We start from the raw sequence: 23,007 nt of genomic DNA, 5'->3' as shown, positions 1-23,007 counted from the left end.
ACGAAAGTGGATGAGCCGCTTTCGCCACCTTCGCAATGGATTACCACGCAGAGAGATCACAACCATGCATGCGACTCTTCGTTTCAACGAGGCTCTGCTGATCACTGGACGAGCCTTCCAACCCTTCAATTGTGTGACCTGGGTTGACCAAGGGGGCGACGGCAGCCTCGACCTGTCCGTCCTCGATCGCACCGGTACCCGTCTGCTGGGCCTCACCCGCATTCCCAGCTCCGCCTACTCCGACCCGGAGCAGCTCGAAGGCCTGCTGAATCAGGCCCGCGACGAGCTGAACCGCGAAGGCTACCGCCTGCAGGAATGGCACATGCCCGCCTGATCCGCAGACAGGTACCCAAAGAAGCCCGGCCCCAAGCCGGGCTTCTTCATTTCCGGCGCCAGCCGTCGGCAACCGCTCAATTTGCCGCTTCGTCTGCCGACAACGAAGTGTCGGTCGCCGTCCGGCTGCATCGTTTCAGCTTCGATTCCGAACATTGGCTTTCCGCTCGTCCGAAACCCGCATTCCACTGCCGGTTCAGCGGGTGCAGCGACCGACAATGATGGCAATTTGCAGCCATCCTGTGTTTTGCTCACCCCGTCTCGTCTTCCACCGGGCCTTCGGCACGCAGTACGGTCTCCTTCAATGCTCGATCTGCAGCGATATTTCTACAGCGGCGACACCCCTTCGCTGCTGGTTTTCGGCGAGCACAACAATGCTCTGGTGCTGCTCTCCATCCTCATTGCCGTCTTCACCTCGACCATGGCCCTGCAACTGTCAGGCGTGGCGCGGCTGGCGCGCAGCCCGTTCTACCGCCAACTGGCCATCGGCACCGGCGCGGTGGCGCTGGGCGGCGGCGTGTGGGCGATGCACTTCATCGGCATGCTGTCCTTCCAGCTCTGCGCGGCGGTGCGCTACGACCCGTTGATCACCCTGCTTTCCGGCCTGCCGAGCCTGTTCGCCTCCTGGATAGCCCTGAGCCTGTTGGCCCGGCGCAACGTCAATCGCCTTCAGCTTATTGGCGGCGGGGTGCTGGTGGGCGCCGGCATCGGTGCCATGCACTACAGCGGCATGGCCGCCATGCAGATGGCTCCGCTGCTGCGCTACAACCCGTGGATGTTCGCCCTGTCGATCCTTGTCGCCGTGGTGCTGGCGGTTATTGCGCTCTGGGTGCGCTTCGGCCTGCGCGGGCGGATGCGGCCGAACCTGGCGATCCTGGTCAGCGGCCTGGTGATGGGCCTGGCAATTGCCGGTATGCATTACACCGGCATGGCCGCCGCGCGCTTCGTCGGCCGCGAGGAGTTCGGCGTGCCGCAGGGCGTGCAGGGCAGCTTCTACCTGGCGCTGGCAGTGTCCATGGCCACCATCAGCCTGAGCATCTGCGTTGCCGCGGTGAATGGCCTGCTGCGCTATCGCCAGCTGTTCCAGGAACTGGAGCGCCGGCGCAAGCACCTGGATTCGCTGCTCGACGCCGCCGTCGAGGCGATCCTCACCATCGACCACAGCGGCGTGATCCGTTCGGTCAACCACGCGGTGCTGCGCCTGTTCGGCTGGCACCCGCACGAGCTGGTGGGCAAACCCATGCAGGTACTGATGAACGAGGCTTACGGCCATCAGTTCCGCATGGCGCTGGATAACTACAAGAGCAGCGGCAAGCGCCAGTTCAGCAACTCCGAACTGGAGCTGGAAGGCCTGACCCGCGACGGCCGGGAAATCCCCGTGCGCGTCAGCCTCGGCGTCACCGATCACAACGGCAAGCCCTGGTTCGTCGTGTTCGTCGCCGACATCAGCGAACGCCGCGAGATGGAGCAGGCCCTTCGCACCAGCGAGGAACAGTACCGCTCGCTGATCCGCAACATGCCCGGCATCGCCTTCCGCGTCCTCCCGGACCACGCCTGGAGCACCCTGTTCGTCAGCGATGCGGTCGAGGCCGTCACCGGCTGGTCGGCGCAGGACTTCAGCGACCAGCGCATCACCTTCGCCCAGCTCTACCATCCCGATGATCAGGAAGCGGTGAACGAGGAAGTCCGCCGCGCCATTGCCGAGCGCCGCAGCTACGTCGTCGAGTACCGGCTGTTCGACCGCAGCGGCGCCGAACACTGGATCTGGGAGGGCGGCAGCGCCTGCTATGACGAATCCGGCAACCCGCAGTGGATCGACGGTGTGCTGCTCGACCAGACCGAAACCAAGCTGCTGAGCAACGAATACGAAGGCAAGGTCACCGCCATCGGCCGCGCCATGGCGCTGATCGAATTCGACCTCGAAGGCCGCGTGCTCGCCGCCAACGACAACATCCTCGAACTCTTCGGCTACACCGAAGCCGAGGTGCTGGGGCAGCACCACAGCCTGTTCTGCCCGCCGGACATCGCCGCCAGCGCCCAGTACCAGGCGTTCTGGCAGGCACTGCGCAAAGGCGAGCACAGCGCCGGCGAATACCGCCGCCTGGCCAAAGACGGGCGCGAGGTGTGGATCCACGCCACCTACAACCCGATCCTCGACTTCGACGGCAAGCCGGTGAAGGTGGTGAAGCTGGCCACCGACCTCACCCCGCGCCGCGTCATGGAGCAGGAACTGCGCAGCGCCCGCGACCGCGCCGAACAGGCCGCCGCCGCGCGCAGCAGCTTCCTGGCCAACATGAGCCACGAAATCCGCACGCCGATGAACGCCATCATGGGCTTCACCGAACTGCTGCTGGATTCACCGCTGGAAGCGAACCAGCGGCGCTACCTGAGCACCGTACAGAACGCCTCGCGCTCGCTGCTGGGCCTGCTCAACGACATCCTCGACACCGCCAAGCTCGATCGTGGCGCCATCGAACTGGAAGCCCTGGACTTCTCCCTGCCGGAGCTGTGCGAGCAGGTCTGCGCGGCGCTGCGGCTGTCCGCCGAGCGCAAGGGCCTGAGCCTGCAGATCGACTATGGTCAGCGCGCCGGCGAGTACTTCCGTGGCGACCCATTGCGCCTGCAACAGGTGCTCACCAACCTGCTGGGTAACGCGGTGAAGTTCACCGAGCGTGGCGAAGTGCGGCTGGTCATCAGCGGCGAACCCGGCGCGCTGCGCCTGGCCATCCGCGACACCGGCATCGGCATCGCCGCCGACCGCCTGGAGCGCATCTTCGACCCCTTCGCCCAGGCCGACGCCTCCATGAGCCGGCGCTTTGGCGGCACCGGGCTGGGCACCACCATCTCGCGCCAGTTGGTGGAGCTGATGGGCGGCCGCATCAGCGTGGAGAGCCAAGTGGGCCGGGGCAGCGTGTTCACCGTCGACCTGCCGCTGCCGGCCGGCCGCAGCGTAAAGCCGGAGACGCGCAGCCACGCACCGAGCCTGCCACCGCTGCGCATCCTGATAGCGGACGACGTCCCGCAGAATGTCGAGCTGCTGGAGCTGAATCTGCGCCGCCTGGGCCATCGCCCGCACAGCGTCGGCGACGGGCAGGCCGCCGTTGACGCCTACAGCGCGCAGGACTTCGACCTGATCCTGATGGACGTGCAGATGCCCGGCATGGATGGCCTGGAAGCGACCCGGCGCATCCGCGCCATCGAGCAGCAACGTGGTGAAGACGCCGTGCCGATCATCGCCCTCACCGCCAGCGTGCTCGACCGCGACCGGCAGAACGCCCTGGATGCCGGCATGAATGGCTTTGCCAGCAAACCGCTGGACCTCACCGGCCTGCTGGACGAAATGGCCCGGCTGCTGGGTGCCGCGCCCGCGATTCGCAGCGCGCACGTCAGCGAAACTGCGCCATTGGCGACCCTGGACTGGACCGTCGGCGCCCGCCTGTGGGGCGGACCGCTGCCCATGGCACGGGCCGTCGTGCGCTTCCTCGAAGAGCAGGAAACCAGTCTGAACGCTCTGGAAAGCGCAGTGAGCAACGGCGATCGCGCCGGCATTGCCGCCCTCGCCCACCGCCTGCGCGGCGCCGCCGCCAACCTCGCCCTGCCGCGTCTGGCCGGCGCCATCGGCGCGCTGGAAGGCGCCGCAGAGCACGGCAAGGCTGAACAATTGGCGGCTGCCCTGGAGCGTGTCCGCGCGGAGTTCACTACGGTCCGCGAATCGGTGCCGCTGGTGCCGGTAGCCTTCGCCGAGGCGGTCGGGGCGGCCGTTGGCGAGGCCGCCTCGCAGGACCTGCGTGACGCGCTGCAGGCCCTGCAACTGGCCCTTTCCCGCGGCGGCCTGGACGACCAGGCGCTGGAACGCCTGCGCCTGGGCACCGCCCAGGGCGAACACCGCGAGGCCTTCGAAGCCCTGCGCTACGCCATCGACGACTTCGACTTCGACCAGGCCCTGGAATGGGTCCGCACCCTCGGCGCCCGACTGGAGCAAGCATGAGCCTGACCGCCCAAGATCATCGTCCCTGCCTGCTGCTGGTGGACGATGAAGCCACCAACCTCCAGGTGCTGCGCCACATCCTGCAGGACGACTACCGTCTGCTGTTCGCCAAGGATGGCGAGAAGGCGCTGGAGCTGGCCAACCGCGAACGCGCGGACCTGGTCCTGCTGGACGTGATGATGCCCGGCATGACCGGCTTCGAGGTCTGCCAGCGGCTCAAGGCCGAGCAGGCCACCTGCGCCATTCCGGTGATCTTCGTCACCGCACTCGCCGATGTACCCGACGAGGCGCGGGGCTTCGAGGTCGGCGCGGTGGACTACATCACCAAGCCGGTCAGCCCGCCCATCGTCAAGGCGCGCGTGCGCACGCACCTGTCGCTGGTGCGCGTGGAGGAGCTGCGCGAAACACGCCTGCAGATCGTCCAGCGCCTGGGCAAGGCTTCGGAGTACAAGGACAACGAGACCGGCCTGCACGTCATCCGCATGAGCCACTACGCGCACATCCTGGCCCGCGCTGCCGGCTACTCGGAGAAGGCCGCCGACGACCTGCTCAACGCGGCGCCCATGCATGACGTGGGCAAGATCGGCATTCCCGATGCCATCCTGCAGAAGCCCGGACGCCTCAATGAGCAGGAATGGGCGGTGATGCGCCAGCACCCGGAGATCGGCGCGCGGATCATCGGCGAACACGACTCCACCCTGCTCACCCTGGCGCGCAGCATCGCCCTCACCCACCACGAACGCTGGGACGGGACGGGTTACCCCAATGCCCTGCGCGGCGAGGAAATCCCTCTGGAGGGCCGCATCGTCGCCATCGCCGACGTGTTCGATGCGCTGACCAGCGTGCGCCCGTACAAGCCGGCCTGGAGCATCGACGAAGCCATCGAACTGCTGCGCCGGGAAAAAGGCCGCCAGTTCGACCCGGAGCTGGTGGAGCTTTTCCTCGGTCGCCTGCCCGACATCCTCGCTGTGCGCGAGCGCTGGGCCGACGCCGGCTGAGCCGCAGGCCGCGCAAATCCTGCTTTACTCTCTGACCTTCAACCCCTGCCGAGAGTAAGCAAGATGAATGCGAAGCAACGCGACGCCCTGCTGGCCACCCTGCAGGCGCGGTTCAAGCAGCACCCCGAGCGCCACAAGGGCATCGACTGGGCGGAAGTCCAGGCGCGCCTGGAGGCCGCCCCGGCCAAACTGAAAGCGCTGGAGCAGATGGAAGAAACCGGCGGCGAACCCGACGTGGTCGGCCGCGAAAGCGCCAGCGGCGCCTTCCTGTTCTTCGATTGTTCCGCCGAGACCCCGGCTGGCCGCCGCAGCCTCTGCTATGACCGCGAGGCGCTGGACGCACGTAAGAAGGACAAGCCCGCTGGCTGCGCCACCGAACTGGCCGCGCAGATCGGCATCGAGCTACTGGACGAGGCGCAGTACCGCCAGTTGCAGGAGCTGGGCAGCTTCGACCAGAAGACCTCCAGCTGGCTGCGCACGCCCGGCTCCATGCGCAAGCTGGATGGCGCGCTGTTCGGCGATCGCCGCTACGAGCGTGTGTTCACCTACCACAACGGCGTGCAATCCTATTACGCCGCGCGGGGGTTTCGCGGCGTGCTGAAAGTCTGACGCGGCACCGTTTTCACGCCTTTCGTCGAGGCTCGGCGCCACAGCGGCGGAGGGCTTTGCTCCTGAGCAGATCGGCCCTGCCCACCGGGGCGAGCGGGAGCTGGCCAGTGGATTGGCAGGATATGTGGGGTAGCTGACGTTGCCGCCAGCGTCGGTCACCGCCAAACTCGTGACATCCAATGAACGAGTGTCGCCATGGAATCGCTGCGCCGCGTCGCCTGCCTGCTCTATCCCGAAGTCATGAGCCTGGACATCACCGGGCCGCTGCAGGTGTTCGCCTCCGCCAACGTCGAGCGCCAGCGCCAGGGCCTGGCGCCGATCTATGAGCTGCTGGTACTGGGCGAACAGGCCGGGCCGGTGGCCACCTCGGCCGGCCTGCGCATCTGCGCTGACATGGGATGGCGGGAAGTCGAGCCCGCCACCCTGGATACCTTGCTGGTCCCCGGCGGGCTTGGCGTCCCGAAACAATGCGAGAACACCGACCTGCTGCACTGGCTGGCTGCCGCCGAGCCCCAGGTGCGCCGGCTCGGCTCGGTGTGCTCCGGCGCGCTGATCCTCGCCGCGGCCGGCGTGCTCAACGGCCGTCCGGCCACCACGCACTGGGCGGATGTCGATGAGCTGTGCAGCGACTACCCCGAGGTACTGGTCCAGGGCGACCGCCTGCATACCTACGATCCGCAGCGCCGGGACGGCGACGATCACGTGTTCACCTCGGCCGGCGTCACCGCCGGCATCGACCTCGCCCTGGCGCTGGTGGAAGCCGATCTCGGCCGTGCCCTCGCCCTGGCCGTGGCGCGGCGGCTGGTGATGTTCCTCAAGCGCCCCGGCGGGCAGGCGCAGTTCAGTCACTGGTTGACCCCGGAACCTAGCCGCACGCCACGCCTGGCGGCACTGCTGGAGTGGATACCGGCCAACCTGGGCAGCGACCTGTCGCTGGAGGTTTTGGCCGAACAGGCGTGCATGAGCCCGCGCACACTGTCGCGGGTGTTCATCAACGAGCTGGGCATGGGCCCGGGCCGCTACGTCGAGCGCGTGCGCCTGGAAGCCGCCCGTGCGCTGCTGCAGGACGCCCAGGCGTCGATCAGCACGGTATCGCGGCTGTGTGGCTTCGGCCACCCGGAAAACCTGCGCCGCACCTTCCACAAGCACCTGGCGATCAGCCCGCAGGAATACGCCGCGCGCTTCGGCCAGATGCACTGACTTCAATCCACCGCAAAGGACTTTGCCATGCTCGAACTTCGCCCCGGCTGCGAATGCTGCGACCGCGACCTGCCCGGCGACAGCGCCGACGCGCGCATCTGCAGCTTCGAATGCACCTTCTGCAGCGACTGCGCCGAACAGGTGCTGCACGGCCATTGCCCGAACTGCGGCGGCGAACTGCTGCCGCGCCCACGCCGGCCGCTGGCGAAGCTGGCGGCCAACCCGGCCTCGACCCAGCGCGTGCTCAAGCCTGCCGGCTGCCAGGGCTGAGGACGGAACATGCTGCTGCGCATTCCGGCGATCCGCCTGCTGTTCGCCAGCCAGGCGCTGTACTGGTCCTGCTCGCTGATCGGCATCACCCTCACCTCGCTGGTGGGCGCGCAGCTTACGCCGCTCAACAGCCTGGCCACGCTGCCGCTGGCAATTCTGGTGCTGGGCAACCTGTTGGCGGTGCAGCCGTTGTCGCTGTTCATGCAACGCCACGGACGGCGGCGCGGCCTGCTGCTGGGCGCCGCCTGCGGCGTGTTCGGCGGGCTGCTTTGCGCGCTGGGCGTGTGGCTGGCGGACTTCCTGCTGTTCTGCCTCGGCGCATTGCCTATTGGCGCCTACCAGGCGTCGGCGATGTATTACCGCTTCGCCGCGCTGGAAGCGGTGGACGAAACCCACAAGGGGCGCGCCACCGCCTACGTGATCGGCGGCGGCGTGCTGGCGGCGTTGCTCGCACCGAGCCTGGCGCTGTGGTCGCGCAATGCCCTGCCCGCGCCCTTCGTGGGTTCGTACCTGGCCATCGCCACACTGGCGCTGGTCGCCCTCGCCGTGCTCAGCCGTCTGCCGGAAGGCGCAGCGCCCGCGCCATCCACCGGCGGCTGGAAGGTGATGCGCGAGTTGCTGTCGCGCCCGGCGGTCCGCGCGGCCATGGCCTGCACCGCCGCCGGCCACGGGCTGATGATCCTGATCATGAACGCCACGCCGCTGGCCATGAGCTTCTGCGGGCTGCCGCTGGAGCGCTCGGTGAGCGTGATCCAGTGGCACGTGCTGGGCATGTTCCTCCCCGCCTTCGTCGCCGGCCCGCTGGTGGACCGCCTCGGCGGCCGCCGCGTGGCCTGGGCCGGCATGGCGCTACTGGCGGTGAGTGCGGCGGTGGCGCTGAGTGGTCAGTCGGTGGCGCAGTTCCTCATCAGCTCACTGCTGCTGGGCATGGGCTGGAACCTGATGCTGGTGGCCGGCACCACCCTGCTCGCCGTCGGCCATTCGCCGCAGGAGCGCGGGCATGCGCAAGGGCTGATGGAACTGGGCAACGGCGGCCTGGCGGCGCTGATGTCGTTCAGCTCTGGCGCGCTGATCACCAGCGTCGGCTGGAGCGCGGTGAACCTGCTGGTCTGGCCGGTGCTGCTGGTGGTGTTGGTGATGCTCTGGTCGGGGCGACGGCAAGTGGCGCAGGCCTGAGGGTTTGGCTGCCTACGCGGTTCGCGAGCAAGCTCGCTCCTGCAAGGAGCACCACTGCGTAGGGTGCATAACCCGGAGCGGGTTATCCGCCGCAATGGCGGATAACGCGTGAGGCGTTATTCGCCTTACGTTTCCGAGCAGGCCCAGACCCGGCTCCAAACGAAAAAGGCGACCCGAAGGTCGCCTTTTCGCTGCTCGACCGCCTGCCTTTAGTAGTAGGCGTTCTCGCGGTTGCTGTGGTCGGTGACGTCACGCACGCCCTTCAGCTCAGGGATGCGCTCGATCAGGGTCTTCTCGACACCGTCCTTCAGGGTCATCTCGACCGCACCGCAGCCCTGGCAACCGCCGCCGAAACGCAGCACGGCGATGTTGTCCTCGACCACGTCCACCAGGCTCACCTGGCCGCCGTGGCTGGCCAGGCCGGGATTGATCTCGGTCTGCAGGTAGTAGTTGATGCGCTCGGTGATCGGGCTGTCCTCGTTGACCATCGGCACCTTGGCGTTCGGCGCCTTGATGGTCAGCTGGCCGCCCATGCGGTCGGTGGCGTAATCGACCACGGCGTCTTCCAGGAAGGGCTCGCTGATGGCGTCGATGTAGGCGGTGAAATCCTTCAGGCCGACCGGGGTGTCTTCCGCCTTCTGCTCGCCCGGCTTGCAGTAGGCGATGCAGGTTTCGGCGTACGTGGTGCCCGGCTGGGTGATGAAGATGCGAATGCCGATGCCGGGAGTGTCCTGCTTGGACAGCAGCTCGGCCAGGTAATCCTGTGCGGCTTCGGTAATGGTGATAGCGCTCATGGCAACTCCTCGCAAACGTGGCGCCAGTTTACGCCAAACGGGGGGATCGGATAAAGCCCTACTGATTTAGTAGGAATAATTCGCAGGTAGGCCAAGCACTTTTCTGTAGGAGCGAGCTTGCTCGCGAATGGCCCCGCAGCGGGGGCCGGTTCGCGAGCAAGGACTGGGCGCTCCCCTCGGTCCTACAGGTTCAGGTCCGCGATCTGGTTTACAGGTTCTCGTAGCGATTCATGTCCAGCACGCCTGCCTCCACCGGTTCTGTTTCGCGCAGGTAGGCATCCAGGTCGTGGAAGTAGAACCAGAACTGCGGGTTGCTGCGACGCACTCCCCAGCGGTCGGCGATCTTCTCGAAGTCCGCCGCACTCTTTACCTGCTCCAGGGCGCCGACGAAGTCCCGTACCTCGGCCGCCTTCAGGTTGAACATGAAGTTCGGGTAGCTCGACAGCACGCCCGGGTAGATGGTCAGGGTATCCAGGCCCGGCTGGTAGCGCAGCGACTCGCCCGTCATGAAGGCCACGTTGCTGTGGGCACGGTTGCGCAGCACGGTGTAGATCTCGCGCTGGCCGTCCGGCAGTTCCACACGCAGCATGGTCGCCTCGGGGAACTGGTCGATGACCGGCAGGCCGGCAGCCGGGCGGCTGACCAGCCGACTGAAGGCCTGTTCGGCGTCCTGCAGCGGCGCGGCCACGGAATTGCGGTAGCAGGCGCCGTTTTCGCACAGGTTGATTGGGTCGGGCCGCGCATTGAGCGCCACGTAGTGCTTCAGCAATTGCTTGGCGAAGGCCAGCTTGGCGCCCTTCTCCGGCAGGAACAGCCCGGTGGGTGCGTCGCTGTCGGAGTTGTAGTAGTCGGCCCACATCTTCAGCTTGCCGCTGCTCTGGTACCAGTCATCCAGCAGCTTCTTGCGCGCACCGACGGGCATCAGGCGCAGGAAGTTCTGTTCGGCGCCGTTGCGGATCAGGTCGAAGTACAGGCGCGTCTGCGCCTGGTGGGCAACGTTGCCGAACACGTCGAAGTTCACCACCAGCCCGTAGTAGGTGCGCTCCAGCAGCGGGTAGTCCATCCACCAGAGGGTCTGCGGCACGCCGCCGATCAGGCCCTTGCGCACCGAGGCACTGTCGTACTGGCGGAAGATGCTCAGCACGGCGTTGTCGTTGCCGGCCCAGATGTCCGCCCAGGTTGGCGCGGGTGCCTCGTCATAGACGTCCTGGCGCAGCTCTTCGTATTGATTGCGCTTGTCGCGGTAGGAGCGCCATTGCGACAGCATCGCGCCGACGTCGTCGATCTGCCCCGGCAGCGCCAGCAGCGGCGAGGCCTGGCGCTGGAACTTCGGATCGGTGACATAGAGGTCGTGGTCCGGGTCCTGGAACACCGCCCAGAAGTTGTCGCGGATCACGTCGGTGGCGATCTGCCCACGGCACACCGGCCCGCGGATGAAGGTACGGACGAAGTACTCGGCGTTGTCCAGCATGAACTGGTAGCGCGCCCGCGCCGGAATCGCCTCGAAGGTCAAGAAGGGGTTGGCGCGGTGCTGCAGGCCATAGCCGGGAACCTTGTCGGTATCCCAGGCTGTGCCGTAGAACAGCTCCTGGTTGCGCTGGAGGCGAGCCGCGTTGAGCGGATAGGTGATGTGCGTCTTGTGTACGATCACACCCTGGATCGGCCACAGGCGGTAATAGAAGGTATTGCCCGGATCGTCGTTCGGCCGCCGCGTGGCGATGGGGTCGATGGGCTGGCCGCTGGGCGTGCGCGAGCGCACCAGCTGGAAGAAGTGCCCCGGCTCGCCGCGCTCGGTGAAGTACAGGTGGGCGAGGAACAGGTGCTCGTAGATCCAGCGCGACACCAGGCTCTGACGGGCGCCGGGCTGGTTGAGGAAGCTTTCCCACTCGCCGATCTGCTGCGCTTCGCCGCTGCCCGGCTGCCAGGCCTGTTCGTCCACCGGCGCGCCCTGGGCCAGCCAGGTCTTGATGGTTTTCAGCTGCTTGTCGGTCAGGCCGGTGACGGCGAAGGGCATGCCGCTGCGCGGGTTCTTCGCCACGAAGTCGTCGATGGTCGCGGGCGTCGGGCACTGGTTGGTGCGGTTGATCGACAGGTCTAGGCCATCGGGGATCTTCGCGTTGGGCACCAGCGGGTGGTCATGCCCCAGGTCGATCATCCGTGCCATCAGCGCCGCCTGGCTGCCGCGGCCATCGAGCACCGACCAGAAGTCCTTGCGTCGCCAGGCATCCGCACCGTGGGCGTCGAGGAACAGCCGGGTGGTGTCCTGCGCCTTGGTACGCGCGCCGTCATACACCGGCAGCTTGTTCGCGCCGCGTTGCGCGCCTTCGGCGGCCGTCAGGTTGAGCTGGCACGGCGAGTCGTAGCAGGCATGGCAGGCCACGCATTTCTCGGTGAAGATCGGCTGGATATCGCGGGTGTAGGACATCGATTCGGCACGCAGGCCCACGCTGGCCATGAGCAGGGCCAGCAGCACGAGGATCCGGGGGAGCATGGGGTTGTTCCTTGGCCAGTAACGCCGGCAAGTCTACCAACTCGCGGCCCGGCCGGCTCCGCGCCTTTTGGCTAGCGCGCGTCGCGCTCCAGGGTGGATAGCTCGTGGCGCAGCAATATGGGCAGTTCGGCGGCCTCGAACTGACCAGCGAACAGCGGCACGGCGAAGGCGTAGCCATCGCCGCTGCGCTTGAGCACGAAAGCCAGTTGCAGCCGCGCCAGGGAGGCCTTGAGCGCCACAGCATCGATGCGCTCGCCGAACAGCTCGATCAGCGCTGCCAGGCCGGTGCCGGCATGCTGCGCGCAGTGGTAGACGATGATCCGGTCCAGGCGGCAGGCCGTCTCGTCCTGGCTCAGGCGGCCCCAGCCGGCCAGTGCATCCTGTAACGCCTGGGAGGCCAGCGCGCCCTTGAGTTGCAGCCGCTCGATCACCCGCGCCCCCGGCGGCAGTGCCTCCAGGCATTCCTGGCAGAGGATGGCGACCAAATTGGCGCGCTGGCCGCTGGCGTCCACCAGGTCTTCCAGCAGGGTGTCGCTGGCGAACCCCAGCCGCAGCCGCGACAGGGGCACACTGGCCAGTTCGCGGCAGGCCTGGCGCTCCAGCGCGCCGATGGTCAGCACTTCGCCGAAGTTACGCAGCGGCGACTGGTAGTCCAGCACGGCAGTGGCATAGAGGTCCCAGAAACCGGCCAGCATGAACCAGCAACGCCCCTCCTCGCTCAATGCGCGCAGGGTCGATAGCTGTGGATACCCGTTTGCGGCCTCGTCACGGAAGAACAGGTCGGCCTCGTCGATCAGCAGGAACAGGCGCTTGCCGAGTTGCTGGGTATTGATGTGTTCGATGATCGCCTCCAGCGTGCTTTCTGCAGGAAGGCCGAACTGCAGCGCCAGCCGTGGCGTGAGGCGGTGGTCGCGTAGCGACACGTAGTGGCAGACCACCTGCGGATGATCCTCCAGGCGCCGCTGCACGGCCTTGAGCAGGCTGCTCTTGCCCAACTGCCGGCCGCCGACCACCAGGTAATTGGCCGGCTCGCGGTTGAGTACTCGCGCCAGCAACTGGTCGCGGCCGAAGAACGAGCTGGCGCGCACCACGCCACCGCGCGTCTGGTACGGCGAGATGCGGGTCAGCCGCAGTTGTGCGGCGAGCAGGCGCAGCAGCAGCTCTCCGGGGTTGCCGCCCAGCAACCATTGGGTCTGCTCGCGGGCGTCAATCGCCACGCAGAGATTGGCGGTATCGGCGCAGTACTTCAGCAATTGTTCCTGGCGCTCGCCGAGCAGCACCAGCATCACGTCGAGCCCGGTGTGGGAAACGCGCAGGTGCTGGAGGACGCGGGTCTCGTTCTCCTCAGTCGCCGGCACATAGACCAGGCAGCGATCCAGGGAAACCGGCACATCCTCGGGCAGCTTCCATTCGAACACCCTCCCCGGCAGCGCCCAGCCCCAGCTCACCTGGCAACTGGCACCCAACGCCAGGGCCAGCGCCTGGGCACGCTGCTCCGCTTCGGCGCCCACGTAGGCCAGCGCCTGCTGCCAGCTCTGCGCTTCGATGCCGGCGGCACGCAGGGTTGCCCTGCGCCGCCCGAGCAGACCGAGCAGGCGGTCGACCCTGGGCAGGTCCGCCAGCGGCATGTCCAGCAGGCGTTGCGGGCGCAGCTGCACCGGCCCAAGCAAAGGGTGGCGGAACAGCAGGAGCAACGCGGCGATGACGAACAGCAGCGCGCAGATGATCACCAGCCAGCGCAGGTTCTCCACCAGCGGGCTGTCGTTCGAGGCCTTGTCCCCGGACTCCAGGCAGAAGTTCATCAGGTAGCGCGCGGGAACCGGCGGGCTCCCCGGCCGGCAGCTCCACTCGCTGCTGCGCGGCGGCATGTCGACGATGACTTGCTTGCCGGCCAGGTCGCCCATCTCGCTGCGATCCGCGACGGTCATCAGCAGGCGCTGCGGCTGCGGCGAAACGACGCTCAACACGGGATGTTCGATGGAGGGCGCGAAGGCCTGGATGTCTTCGGGCCAGTGGCCCTCGATCTGCTGCGCCTCCATCATCGCCGTGCGCCAGGCGGCCATTTCGCCGAAGAACTGTTCGAACGCCGCATTGCCCAGTGCCGCATCGCGGGTGAAAGGATTGAGCCGGGGCGCCAACACAGCGCTGACCAGCAGGAAGGTCACGCTGGCAATCACCAGCAGGCGCTTGTAGCTCACCGCGCCCCGCTGGCGACTCAGGCCTCGACGCATGCGTCCAGCACCTGGCGGCCCGTCTGCCGGATAATCTCACAGCGCCATACCAGGCGCGCCGAATCCCCGTAACCGCGGACGGTAATCAGGTTGTTCCAGAACAGCCGACGCAGCTCGCCATCGGCCAGGTACGGGCTGGCGCGCCCCAGGTCGTCCGCCTCCAGGCGCAGGCGCAGGCGTTCGCGTGAGCTGTCGGTTTCGCTAAGCGGAAGGAAGGCCTGCCAAAGCCGGGCACTGCGGGACAGCAATTGATGCAGCGCCTGGCGGGATTCCGCGGTCAGCGCGGTGTACTGCACCAGCCACTCCAGCCCCTCCTCAGCCAGCGCCGGGTGGCCGCCGCAGCTTTCCAGCAGCTCGCCGAGCATGGCCTGGTCGAAGCGCTGCCCGGGCCAACGGCGCTGGGCGAGCAGCGCCAGGTCGGCCAGGGTCAGCTCGGACCAGTGGCTGACCTGGGCGATGTTCAGCAGCGAGAGATCGCCACTGCGGTATTTCAGGTCGGCCAGCGCTTCCCCGCCGCACAACAACAGATGCAGACGGCCACTGTGCATTTCACTCAGGCTGCGCAGGATACCGGCGAGCATCTCGCGCAGCGCCGGGGTGCCCTGTTCGAAACGGCTGACCAGGCAAAAGATCCGTTCGCCGGCCAGCAGGCGGCGCTCCAGGGCGGATTCGAAGTCGTAGTCCGAGGTGATGTCGGCGAAGCCGCACTGGCGGCCGATGGCGGCAAAGTAGTCGCTGCTGGCGGTACTGGCGCTGTAGGGCGGCTGGATATGCAGGACCGACTGTTCGCCGTAAAGCCCACGGGCACGGGTCAGCAGTTCCTGGCGGAACGGCGGCTGGCCCCAGTGAGCCTGGGATAGCAGCAGGACGATGGGATACGGCGTGAGCCTGCGCAACTGGTCGAACAACGAGTCGATGTAGGGCGCGAAAGGCACGCCGCCGGCAGTCTCGGCCTGCAGCGGGAATTCCGGTTCGAAGCCCGCGGCACTGAACAGGCGGTTGGTTTCCGACTCGGTCAGGCGCAGGTAGCGGGCGCAGGCGATGAGCTTGTCGCGGGATTTCGGGTTAGGCAGCGACAGGCCGTTGCGCCAGTTGTTCACCGCCTCGCGGCTCAGGCCGATTTCCGTCGCCACGCCCGAAGCGCTGGCGCGAATGCGCCGCATATAGAGCGTCAGCAGTTGCGAAAATGCATCCGTATCCAAGGTCGCCAATCCATAGCTTGCGTGGGGCGGCCAGCTGCGCCGCACGCTCCATCCCTGCCGGTCCTGCGATGCTGCCGGCTGCATGATCCGGCAGGCGATCATGGCGCCCTGCCGACGGCGAGCAGGCAGATAGCCACCACCTCTCGCCGCGCGCCAGCATACGCATGGCAGGGTTTTGCGCCTAGATGGGTGCGACAGCGTTTCGCTTTTGGCTGCGACGGGTTTCGCATTTCACGGTAGTGGACCGATGGGCCGGAAGCTGGCGCATCAGTCCGCGCCATCGGCAACCTCGGGTTCCTCGCGCTTTTCGCTGAGGTCGCTGTACTCGACCCAGCCATACAGCAGCGGCAGGACGATGGCGAGCACGACGCCCAGGCCCAGCCACATCCAGAAGCCCTTGAAGAACACCAGCGCCAGCACGGTCACGATCACCGCGTGCAGCAGGCCCTTGGCCATCTGCCAGAGCACCAGTCCGGTCTTGATCACGCCGCCAGGGCCGACGCCGGTCTGGCGCGCGACCTTGGCGATCTCGGCGATGCCCGCCACCAGCGCCTTGGCTTTCTCCTCCTGCTCGCGCTCTTCCTCGATCAGCTTGCGCAGGAGCACCGGTCGCGCCACGCAGACACTGGTGTCCTCCTCCCCTTCCTCGCGCTGGGCGTCCAACTGGGCGGTGACGATGGGCACGATGAAGGGCTCGCGGTGATACAGGTCGGAGCGATTCACCAGCTTGCCGTCGAGGAAGTGGTGGCGCTGGGTTTCGCCGACCTGGCCATGGAACACCTCGACCACCGCCGCGCGCAGGCCGCGCTCGAACAGGCTTTCCAGCAGCACCAGCGGCAGGTTGGCGCGCACCGAGGTGTCGAAATCCAGGCGGATGTACTCGGGCTGAGCACTGAACTGCTGGTTGAACCATTCGCCCTGCCAGACTCCCGAGAGATCGACGCCCAAGCGCTGCTGGTAGACGAGGGATTTTTCCTCGTCACTCCGCATCAGGTTGACCAGCGACAGCACGCACAACTCGTGCGGGCCCTGCTCCTTGAAGAACAGCATCAGGGTGTTGGCGTTCTGCGACATGGGTGTCTCCTTGCGTGCGGATTCCTTGGGCGAGCGGCCAGCGACACGAAACTTCCTCATCCGTGCCGCCTTGTGCCGTGGATTCTTCCAGCAAGCCCGTCGTCAGGCAGTTCCGGACTTGTCAGGTCCGGCCGGGGCGCGGTTGACAGGACGTCAAGTCGTCCCTCGCACCAACATGAGCAGAATTCATGGAAAACCGCGAACCACCGGAATGCCATGCAGCTTTGCTATCATCAGCGACCTTTCGCCACGCCCTTTTCCCCCAGGTATTCCAATGATCGACCGTGCCGCACGCCTGCAAGCCCTCCAGCAAGCCCTCAAGGAGCGCATCCTGATCCTCGACGGCGGCATGGGCACCATGATCCAGAGCTACAAGCTGCAGGAGGAAGACTACCGTGGCGCGCGCTTCGCCGACTGGCCGAGCGACGTGAAGGGCAACAACGACCTGCTGCTGCTCAGCCGCCCGGACGTCATCCAGGCCATCGAGAAGGCCTACCTCGATGCCGGCGCCGACATCCTCGAGACCAATACCTTCAACGCCACCCGCGTGTCCCAGGCCGACTACGACATGCAGGAGCTGGCCTACGAGATGAACGTCGAGGGCGCGCGCCTGGCCCGCGAAGTGGCGGACGCCAAGACCGCCGAAACCCCGGACCGCCCGCGCTTCGTCGCCGGCGTCCTCGGCCCGACCAGCCGCACCTGCTCGATCTCCCCGGACGTCAACGACCCCGGCTTCCGCAACGTCACCTTCGACGAACTGGTGGAGAACTACAGCGAATCCACCCGCGGCCTGATCGAGGGCGGCGCGGACCTGATCCTGATCGAGACCATCTTCGACACCCTCAACGCCAAGGCCGCAATCTTCGCCGTGCAGGGCGTCTATGAAGAGCTGGGCGTCGAGTTGCCGATCATGATCTCCGGCACCATCACCGACGCCTCCGGCCGTACCCTGTCCGGCCAGACCACCGAGGCCTTCTGGAACTCGGTGCGCCACGCCAACCCGATCTCCGTCGGCCTGAACTGCGCCCTCGGTGCCAAAGAGCTGCGCCCCTACCTGGAAGAACTGGCCACCAAGGCCGGCACCCACGTCTCCGCCCACCCCAACGCCGGCCTGCCGAACGCCTTCGGCGAGTACGACGAGACCCCGGCGGAAATGGCGGTGGTCGTGGAAGAGTTCGCCTCCTCCGGCTTCCTCAACATCATCGGCGGCTGCTGCGGCACCACGCCGGGCCACATCGAGGCCATCGCCAAGGCCGTAGCCAAGTACGCGCCGCGCGCCATTCCGGAAATCCCCCGCGCCTGCCGCCTGTCCGGCCTTGAACCGTTCACCATCGACCGCAGTTCGCTGTTCGTGAACGTCGGCGAGCGCACCAACATCACCGGCTCGGCCAAGTTCGCCCGGCTGATCCGCGAGGAGAACTACGCCGAAGCGCTGGAAGTGGCGCAGCAGCAGGTGGAAGCCGGCGCCCAGGTGATCGACATCAACATGGACGAGGGCATGCTCGACTCCAAGGCTGCCATGGTGAAGTTCCTCAACCTGATCGCCTCCGAGCCGGACATCTCCCGCGTGCCGATCATGATCGACTCCTCCAAGTGGGAGGTGATCGAAGCCGGCCTGAAGTGCATCCAGGGCAAGGGCATCGTCAACTCCATCTCCATGAAGGAAGGCGTCGAGCCGTTCAAGCACCACGCCCGCCTGTGCAAGCGCTACGGCGCCGCCGTGGTGGTGATGGCCTTCGACGAAGCCGGCCAGGCCGATACCCAGGCGCGCAAGGAAGAAATCTGCCAGCGCTCCTACGACATCCTGGTCAACGAAGTGGGCTTCCCGCCGGAAGACATCATCTTCGACCCGAACATCTTCGCGGTCGCCACCGGCATCGAGGAACACAACAACTACGCGGTCGACTTCATCGAGGCCTGCGCCTACATCCGCGACAACCTGCCCTACGCACTGACCTCGGGCGGGGTGTCCAACGTGTCGTTCTCGTTCCGTGGCAACAACCCGGTGCGCGAGGCGATCCACTCGGTGTTCCTCTACTACGCGATCCAGAACGGCCTGACGATGGGCATCGTCAACGCCGGCCAACTGGAGATCTACGACGAGATCCCGCAGGAACTGCGCGACAAGGTCGAGGACGTGGTGCTCAACCGCAGTCCGGACGCCACCGAGGCGCTGCTGGCCATCGCCGATAACTACAAGGGCGGCGGCGCGGTCAAGGAAGTGGAAGACGAAGAGTGGCGCAGCCACAGCGTCGAGAAGCGCCTGGAGCACGCGCTGGTCAAGGGCATCACCACCTTCATCGTCGAGGACACCGAGGAGTGCCGGCAGAAGTGCGCGCGCCCCATCGAGGTCATCGAAGGCCCGCTGATGTCCGGCATGAACGTGGTCGGCGACCTGTTCGGCGCCGGCAAGATGTTCCTCCCGCAGGTGGTGAAATCCGCCCGCGTGATGAAGCAGGCCGTGGCGCACCTGATTCCCTTCATCGAAGCGGAAAAAGGCGACAAGCCCGAGGCCAAGGGCAAGATCCTCATGGCCACGGTGAAGGGCGACGTCCACGACATCGGCAAGAACATCGTCGGCGTGGTACTGGGCTGCAACGGCTACGACATCGTCGACCTGGGCGTGATGGTCCCGGCGGAGAAGATCCTGCAGACCGCCCGCGAGCAGAAGTGCGACATCATCGGCCTGTCCGGCCTGATCACCCCGTCGCTGGACGAGATGGTCCACGTCGCCAAGGAGATGCAGCGGCAGAACTTCAGCCTGCCCCTGTTGATCGGCGGCGCCACCACCTCCAAGGCGCACACCGCGGTGAAGATCGACCCGCAGTACAGCAACGACGCGGTGGTCTACGTCACCGACGCCTCCCGCGCGGTGGGCGTGGCGACCACGCTGCTGTCCAAGGAAATGAAGCCCGAGTACGCCCGCAAGCTGCGCGAAGAGTACGCGGAAGTGCGCGAACGCACCGCCAACCGCAGCGCACGCACCGAGCGCCTGAGCTACGAACAGGCCATCGCCGCCAAGCCGAAGTTCGACTGGGCCGGCTACCAGCCGCCGGTGCCGAGCTTCACCGGCGTCAAGGTGCTGGATGATATCGACCTCAACGTGCTGGCCGAGTACATCGACTGGACGCCCTTCTTCATCTCCTGGGACCTGGCCGGCAAGTACCCGCGCATCCTCACCGACGAAGTCGTGGGCGAAGCGGCGACCAGCCTGTTCAACGACGCCCAGGCGATGCTGAAGAAGCTGATCGACGAGAAGCTGATCAAGTCCCGTGCCGTGCTGGGCTTCTGGCCGGCCAACCAGGTGCACCACGACGACCTGGAAGTCTACGGCGACGACGGCCACAAGCTGGCCACCCTGCACCACCTGCGCCAGCAGACCATCAAGCCCGACGGCAAGCCGAACTTCAGCCTGGCCGACTTCGTCGCGCCCAAGGACAGCGGCGTAAAGGACTACGTCGGCGGCTTCATCACCACCGCCGGCATCGGCGCCGAGGAAGTGGCCAAGGCCTACGAGGCCAAGGGCGACGACTACAGCGCGATCATGGTCAAGGCCCTGGCCGACCGCCTCGCCGAAGCCTGCGCCGAGTGGCTGCACGAGCGCGTGCGCAAGGAATACTGGGGCTACCAGCCCGAGGAGCACCTGGACAACGAGGCGCTGATCAAGGAGCAGTACGTCGGCATCCGTCCGGCGCCCGGCTACCCGGCCTGCCCGGACCACACCGAGAAAGGCACGCTGTTCAAGCTGCTCGACCCGGACGGTCTGTCCGGCGTGACCCTGACCGAGCACTACGCCATGTTCCCGGCCGCCGCCGTCAGCGGCTGGTACTTCGCCCATCCACAGGCGCAGTACTTCGCCGTCGGCAAGCTCGACAGGGACCAGATCGAACGCTACAGCGCGCGCAAGGACCAGGAAATCAGCACCAGCGAGCGCTGGCTGTCGCCGAACCTGGGCTACGACAACTGATCTGACGCCCCACGCCGCAGCCGGGCCCGCCCGGCGCGGCGGTTTCGTCAGGCAGGTCCGCGGCCTGGGGAAAAGCGTCGCTGCATATCCTGCGCAGATGCGGGATAATCCCGGCATCCTGGGCACCCCCAGGGCACAACGGATCGAAGCCGGCCACCCGCCAGGCTTCCGCTGAAGAGAGAGTCACAGATGAAATACCTCACCCCCGAACAAATGGCCAAGCCTCGCAAACGCCGCCTGCTGAAGAAGCTGCGCCTGGGCGAGTTCCAGGAGTTCGGCTTCAGCCTCGAAGTGAACTACACCGGCGACCTGGATGACGTGCTCGACCAGTGGATCGCCTTCGTCGAATCCGAAGGCTGGGTCTTCGTCGGCGGCGCCACCGAAGACGGCGAGTTCACCGGCTACCTGTGCCTGAACGACGTCGGTAGCCTGACCGAGGCCGACCGCGAGACCACTCGCCTGTGGCTGGAAAAGCAGTCCTGGGTGAAATCCTTCGAACTGGGCGAGCTGAGCGACTGCTGGCACGGCCTGTTCGAGGAGTAAGCACTCCTTGTGCAAAGCGTGGGCGGGCCTCCCCGCCCGCCCACGTCCATCAGCTCACCTCAGATCGCCATCTGCCCCTCCACCTCCTGCAACTTGCGCCGCGCCAGCGCCAGGTTGGCTTTCACCTTGTCCAGCACGTAGTACATGAACACCCCTTCGTGCTTCGCCATCGGGCGGATGATGTGGTACTGCCGGCCGAGGGTGATGAGGATGTCCTCGATCACGTCGTTGAGCGCCAGAGACTTCATGGTCTTGAGTTTGGCGCGAACCACTTCGGTGTTGCCCGCCGCCGCCAGTTCCAGGTCCACGCCGCCTCCTGCCTGCCCGAGCAGCATGCCGCTCTTGGCATCCACCACGGCCGACGCCAGGGCACCATCCAGGTTCAGCAGTTCGTCCAGCGATTGTTGCAGTGCTGCCATAGCGATTACTCCTTGAGTGCGCGTCCTGTTATAGGGGCCCCGCGACCGCGCGCGCCGCGAAGCCTTTTGTCTCAGCCGGCCAGCGACAGATCCGCCAGCCGGGTTGCCGTTCGCTTGGCCTGATAGAGCACCTGGCCAAGCATCTCCTCGCGATCGGCGACCAGGTTGAGGATCATCGGATGGCTCGGATGCGGTATGTCGACGATGACGATGTAGCCCTCGCTGGCCTCGACTATCACGTTCTGGTGCGGGCCGACCTCGCTCTCCTGGCCGACCATGGCGCCGAGGGCCGAAATCGAGCAGGCCATGGCGGCCAGCTTGGAAACCTCCAGCCCCTTGCCGGCACGGGAGGCCACCTCGAAGCCGTCGGTGGTGGCGATCACCGCCGCGCTCAGCCGCCCCAGGCTGGCGCCGAGCTCATCCAACGCCTGCTCGGCGTCGTTCCGCAGTCTTTCCGGCAAGCTCGTCAAGGCGTGTTCCATGGTCGACTCCAGTCGGTTGCAAACGTCAGGCTTCAGGCCGCCGTGCATTCCAGTTGCAGCAGGAGCAGGTCGAGCAGCATGCGCACCTGCTCTGCCTCACGTACGTCCACCTCGATGACTGGGAAGCTGTGGCCGGCCCTAGCCAGCGCGGCAGCGTAGTCATCCACGCCGGGCGCGGGATGCCCTGGCAGACGCCCGACGCCGATGACACAGGGCGCACCGGCGATGCAGTCGGCAAAGCCGTGGAGGTAAACCTGCAGGTCGCCCAGCGGATCGGGCCGCGAGTTGTCGATCAGGATCACCAGCCCCAGCGCTCCGCGCGCGAGGATGCTCCACATGAAGGCAAAGCGCGCCTGACCGGGCGTGCCATACAGGCGCAGGCGCTCATCGGGTCCGATCACCACCTCGCCATAGTCCAGGCCGACTGTGGTGCGCGCCTTGTCCAGGCTGGGATCGTTGTTCTGCACGTCGGTGCTGACCGGCTCGATGTCGCTGATCGCGGCGATGGCGGTGGTCTTGCCCGCGCCCATGGTGCCGGTGAAGAGGATCTTGTATTCCCTCATCGGCCGGCCTCCGAAGCACCGCCAAGGCCGAGGCTGCGACGGATGCGCGCCAGCAGGCCGACGGGAGCGGCAGCCTGTTGTTCGGCCGGCGCAGGCAGGGCCTCGCCGGGCTGGAACATTTCATGGGAGGCCATCAGGCGGACGAAGCTCTCCGCCACGTGGCGCGGCACGCCGGAGCGCTCGCAAAGCTCGTCCAGGCTCATGGTCCTTGCACAAAGCAGCGTGGCCAGCCGGACGTAGCGGTGATCACCGTTGAGCAGTGACGCGGCCGGCCAGTGCTTCAGGCGCAGGGCTTCACCCGCGGACTGCGCCGGCCTCTGGCCGATGGCGCGAGCGGCACGTTCCAGGCAATCGAATACCTCGCTGGCACGCAGCGGCCAGTGCACCCAGAGCGGCTCACCCTCGGCCGTGCGCAACCGCACCCGCGGCGCGCCCTCCTCCCCCTCCACCAGCAGGTCGGCGGGACCCTCGACATACGCCCAGCTCGCCAAGGTGCGACCACTGAGCAGGCCGACGATGGACTTGAACACCACCTGATCACGCAACGCCATCCGGGCGAACCCGTAGGTGTACTGAAGCTGGTACGGCTGATTCATCGGCGCGCTCCCTTTGGCCAACAAACACCATCAACCTGCTCGGGTTGATCAGGCGGCTCACCGGGACGTAG

The 23,007-nt window shown here is 66.6% G+C and carries 18 protein-coding genes; 9 read left to right on the top strand and 9 right to left on the bottom strand.

Annotated elements, in window-relative coordinates; genetic code table 11:
• Positions 1 to 64 precede the first annotated feature (64 nt).
• From GJV37_RS09030 to GJV37_RS09000, 7 genes are all read left to right on the top strand, one after another.
• Positions 65 to 334, top strand: a complete 270-nt coding sequence (locus GJV37_RS09030; RefSeq protein WP_024763325.1) for a hypothetical protein — start codon at positions 65 to 67, stop codon at positions 332 to 334.
• Positions 335 to 637: 303 nt separating this feature from the next.
• Positions 638 to 4,321 (top strand): PAS domain S-box protein, encoded by a 3,684-nt coding sequence (locus GJV37_RS09025; RefSeq protein WP_193452343.1) that lies wholly within the window; start codon positions 638 to 640, stop codon positions 4,319 to 4,321.
• Entirely contained in the window at positions 4,318 to 5,319 is a 1,002-nt protein-coding gene (locus GJV37_RS09020; protein WP_084359058.1) for a response regulator, read from the top strand. Before GJV37_RS09025 ends, GJV37_RS09020 begins: the two co-directional genes overlap by 4 nt.
• Positions 5,320 to 5,382: 63 nt before the next feature.
• A complete protein-coding gene (locus GJV37_RS09015) occupies positions 5,383 to 5,928 on the top strand; it encodes a DUF4256 domain-containing protein (RefSeq protein WP_024763322.1) in 546 nt (181 codons plus the stop codon).
• 195 nt (positions 5,929 to 6,123) lie between these two features.
• Positions 6,124 to 7,128, top strand: coding sequence for a GlxA family transcriptional regulator (locus GJV37_RS09010; RefSeq protein ID WP_084359060.1), 1,005 nt, complete (start codon positions 6,124 to 6,126; stop codon positions 7,126 to 7,128).
• Positions 7,129 to 7,155: 27 nt separating this feature from the next.
• Complete coding sequence (locus tag GJV37_RS09005) at positions 7,156 to 7,398, top strand: DUF1272 domain-containing protein (protein WP_024763320.1); 243 nt, start codon at positions 7,156 to 7,158, stop codon at positions 7,396 to 7,398.
• 9 nt (positions 7,399 to 7,407) lie between these two features.
• Positions 7,408 to 8,574 carry an MFS transporter gene (locus GJV37_RS09000; RefSeq protein ID WP_193452342.1) on the top strand — a complete coding sequence of 389 codons (1,167 nt, stop codon included), beginning with the start codon at positions 7,408 to 7,410 and terminating at the stop codon, positions 8,572 to 8,574.
• A 209-nt stretch (positions 8,575 to 8,783) separates the two neighbouring features.
• Here GJV37_RS09000 and nfuA read toward each other — a convergent pair whose 3' ends face one another.
• From nfuA to GJV37_RS08975, 5 genes are all read right to left on the bottom strand, one after another.
• The gene (gene nfuA, locus GJV37_RS08995; RefSeq protein WP_024763318.1) at positions 8,784 to 9,368 is read right to left on the bottom strand and encodes a Fe-S biogenesis protein NfuA; all 585 of its coding nucleotides are present in this window, start codon (positions 9,366 to 9,368) and stop codon (positions 8,784 to 8,786) included.
• A gap of 208 nt (positions 9,369 to 9,576) precedes the next feature.
• On the bottom strand, positions 9,577 to 11,859 hold the full coding sequence (locus GJV37_RS08990; protein ID WP_193452341.1) for a fatty acid cis/trans isomerase: 2,283 nt from the start codon (positions 11,857 to 11,859) through the stop codon (positions 9,577 to 9,579).
• A gap of 71 nt (positions 11,860 to 11,930) precedes the next feature.
• A complete protein-coding gene (locus GJV37_RS08985) occupies positions 11,931 to 14,090 on the bottom strand; it encodes an AAA family ATPase (RefSeq protein ID WP_193452340.1) in 2,160 nt (719 codons plus the stop codon).
• On the bottom strand, positions 14,075 to 15,292 hold the full coding sequence (locus GJV37_RS08980; protein WP_223121861.1) for a hypothetical protein: 1,218 nt from the start codon (positions 15,290 to 15,292) through the stop codon (positions 14,075 to 14,077). Before GJV37_RS08980 ends, GJV37_RS08985 begins: the two co-directional genes overlap by 16 nt.
• Before the next feature lie 267 nt (positions 15,293 to 15,559).
• Positions 15,560 to 16,366 carry a hypothetical protein gene (locus tag GJV37_RS08975; RefSeq protein ID WP_193452339.1) on the bottom strand — a complete coding sequence of 269 codons (807 nt, stop codon included), beginning with the start codon at positions 16,364 to 16,366 and terminating at the stop codon, positions 15,560 to 15,562.
• A 274-nt stretch (positions 16,367 to 16,640) separates the two neighbouring features.
• On the opposite strand from GJV37_RS08975, the gene metH reads away from it, so the two are divergent.
• A complete protein-coding gene (metH, locus tag GJV37_RS08970) occupies positions 16,641 to 20,333 on the top strand; it encodes a methionine synthase (protein WP_065084174.1) in 3,693 nt (1,230 codons plus the stop codon).
• Positions 20,334 to 20,522: 189 nt separating this feature from the next.
• Entirely contained in the window at positions 20,523 to 20,876 is a 354-nt protein-coding gene (locus tag GJV37_RS08965; protein WP_024763316.1) for a 50S ribosome-binding protein YggL, read from the top strand.
• 59 nt (positions 20,877 to 20,935) lie between these two features.
• Here the strand turns inward: GJV37_RS08965 and GJV37_RS08960 are convergent, their stop codons facing one another.
• The 4 genes from GJV37_RS08960 to GJV37_RS08945 form a co-directional block, all read right to left on the bottom strand.
• Complete coding sequence (locus tag GJV37_RS08960; RefSeq protein WP_024763315.1) at positions 20,936 to 21,295, bottom strand: hypothetical protein; 360 nt, start codon at positions 21,293 to 21,295, stop codon at positions 20,936 to 20,938.
• Positions 21,296 to 21,366: 71 nt separating this feature from the next.
• A complete protein-coding gene (locus tag GJV37_RS08955) occupies positions 21,367 to 21,777 on the bottom strand; it encodes a roadblock/LC7 domain-containing protein (RefSeq protein WP_024763314.1) in 411 nt (136 codons plus the stop codon).
• A 32-nt stretch (positions 21,778 to 21,809) separates the two neighbouring features.
• Positions 21,810 to 22,340 carry a GTP-binding protein gene (locus tag GJV37_RS08950; protein ID WP_193452338.1) on the bottom strand — a complete coding sequence of 177 codons (531 nt, stop codon included), beginning with the start codon at positions 22,338 to 22,340 and terminating at the stop codon, positions 21,810 to 21,812.
• On the bottom strand, positions 22,337 to 22,936 hold the full coding sequence (locus tag GJV37_RS08945) for a hypothetical protein (RefSeq protein ID WP_084359072.1): 600 nt from the start codon (positions 22,934 to 22,936) through the stop codon (positions 22,337 to 22,339). Before GJV37_RS08945 ends, GJV37_RS08950 begins: the two co-directional genes overlap by 4 nt.
• Positions 22,937 to 23,007 lie beyond the last annotated feature (71 nt).

This window comes from Pseudomonas nitroreducens, assembly GCF_010994165.1.
Classification (GTDB): Bacteria; Pseudomonadota; Gammaproteobacteria; order Pseudomonadales; family Pseudomonadaceae; genus Pseudomonas; species Pseudomonas nitroreducens.
The sequence above is the reverse complement of the archived record's forward strand: the minus strand, read 5'-3'. Positions and strand labels throughout refer to the sequence as shown.

Coding starts and splice junctions, on each gene's coding strand:
- GJV37_RS09030 (WP_024763325.1), top strand. CDS start 65: ATGCATGCGACTCTTCGTTTCAACGAGGCTCTGCTGATCACTGGACGA.
- GJV37_RS09025 (WP_193452343.1), top strand. CDS start 638: ATGCTCGATCTGCAGCGATATTTCTACAGCGGCGACACCCCTTCGCTG.
- GJV37_RS09020 (WP_084359058.1), top strand. CDS start 4,318: ATGAGCCTGACCGCCCAAGATCATCGTCCCTGCCTGCTGCTGGTGGAC.
- GJV37_RS09015 (WP_024763322.1), top strand. CDS start 5,383: ATGAATGCGAAGCAACGCGACGCCCTGCTGGCCACCCTGCAGGCGCGG.
- GJV37_RS09010 (WP_084359060.1), top strand. CDS start 6,124: ATGGAATCGCTGCGCCGCGTCGCCTGCCTGCTCTATCCCGAAGTCATG.
- GJV37_RS09005 (WP_024763320.1), top strand. CDS start 7,156: ATGCTCGAACTTCGCCCCGGCTGCGAATGCTGCGACCGCGACCTGCCC.
- GJV37_RS09000 (WP_193452342.1), top strand. CDS start 7,408: ATGCTGCTGCGCATTCCGGCGATCCGCCTGCTGTTCGCCAGCCAGGCG.
- nfuA (WP_024763318.1), bottom strand. CDS start 9,368: ATGAGCGCTATCACCATTACCGAAGCCGCACAGGATTACCTGGCCGAG.
- GJV37_RS08990 (WP_193452341.1), bottom strand. CDS start 11,859: ATGCTCCCCCGGATCCTCGTGCTGCTGGCCCTGCTCATGGCCAGCGTG.
- GJV37_RS08985 (WP_193452340.1), bottom strand. CDS start 14,090: ATGCGTCGAGGCCTGAGTCGCCAGCGGGGCGCGGTGAGCTACAAGCGC.
- GJV37_RS08975 (WP_193452339.1), bottom strand. CDS start 16,366: ATGTCGCAGAACGCCAACACCCTGATGCTGTTCTTCAAGGAGCAGGGC.
- metH (WP_065084174.1), top strand. CDS start 16,641: ATGATCGACCGTGCCGCACGCCTGCAAGCCCTCCAGCAAGCCCTCAAG.
- GJV37_RS08965 (WP_024763316.1), top strand. CDS start 20,523: ATGAAATACCTCACCCCCGAACAAATGGCCAAGCCTCGCAAACGCCGC.
- GJV37_RS08960 (WP_024763315.1), bottom strand. CDS start 21,295: ATGGCAGCACTGCAACAATCGCTGGACGAACTGCTGAACCTGGATGGT.
- GJV37_RS08955 (WP_024763314.1), bottom strand. CDS start 21,777: ATGGAACACGCCTTGACGAGCTTGCCGGAAAGACTGCGGAACGACGCC.
- GJV37_RS08950 (WP_193452338.1), bottom strand. CDS start 22,340: ATGAGGGAATACAAGATCCTCTTCACCGGCACCATGGGCGCGGGCAAG.
- GJV37_RS08945 (WP_084359072.1), bottom strand. CDS start 22,936: ATGAATCAGCCGTACCAGCTTCAGTACACCTACGGGTTCGCCCGGATG.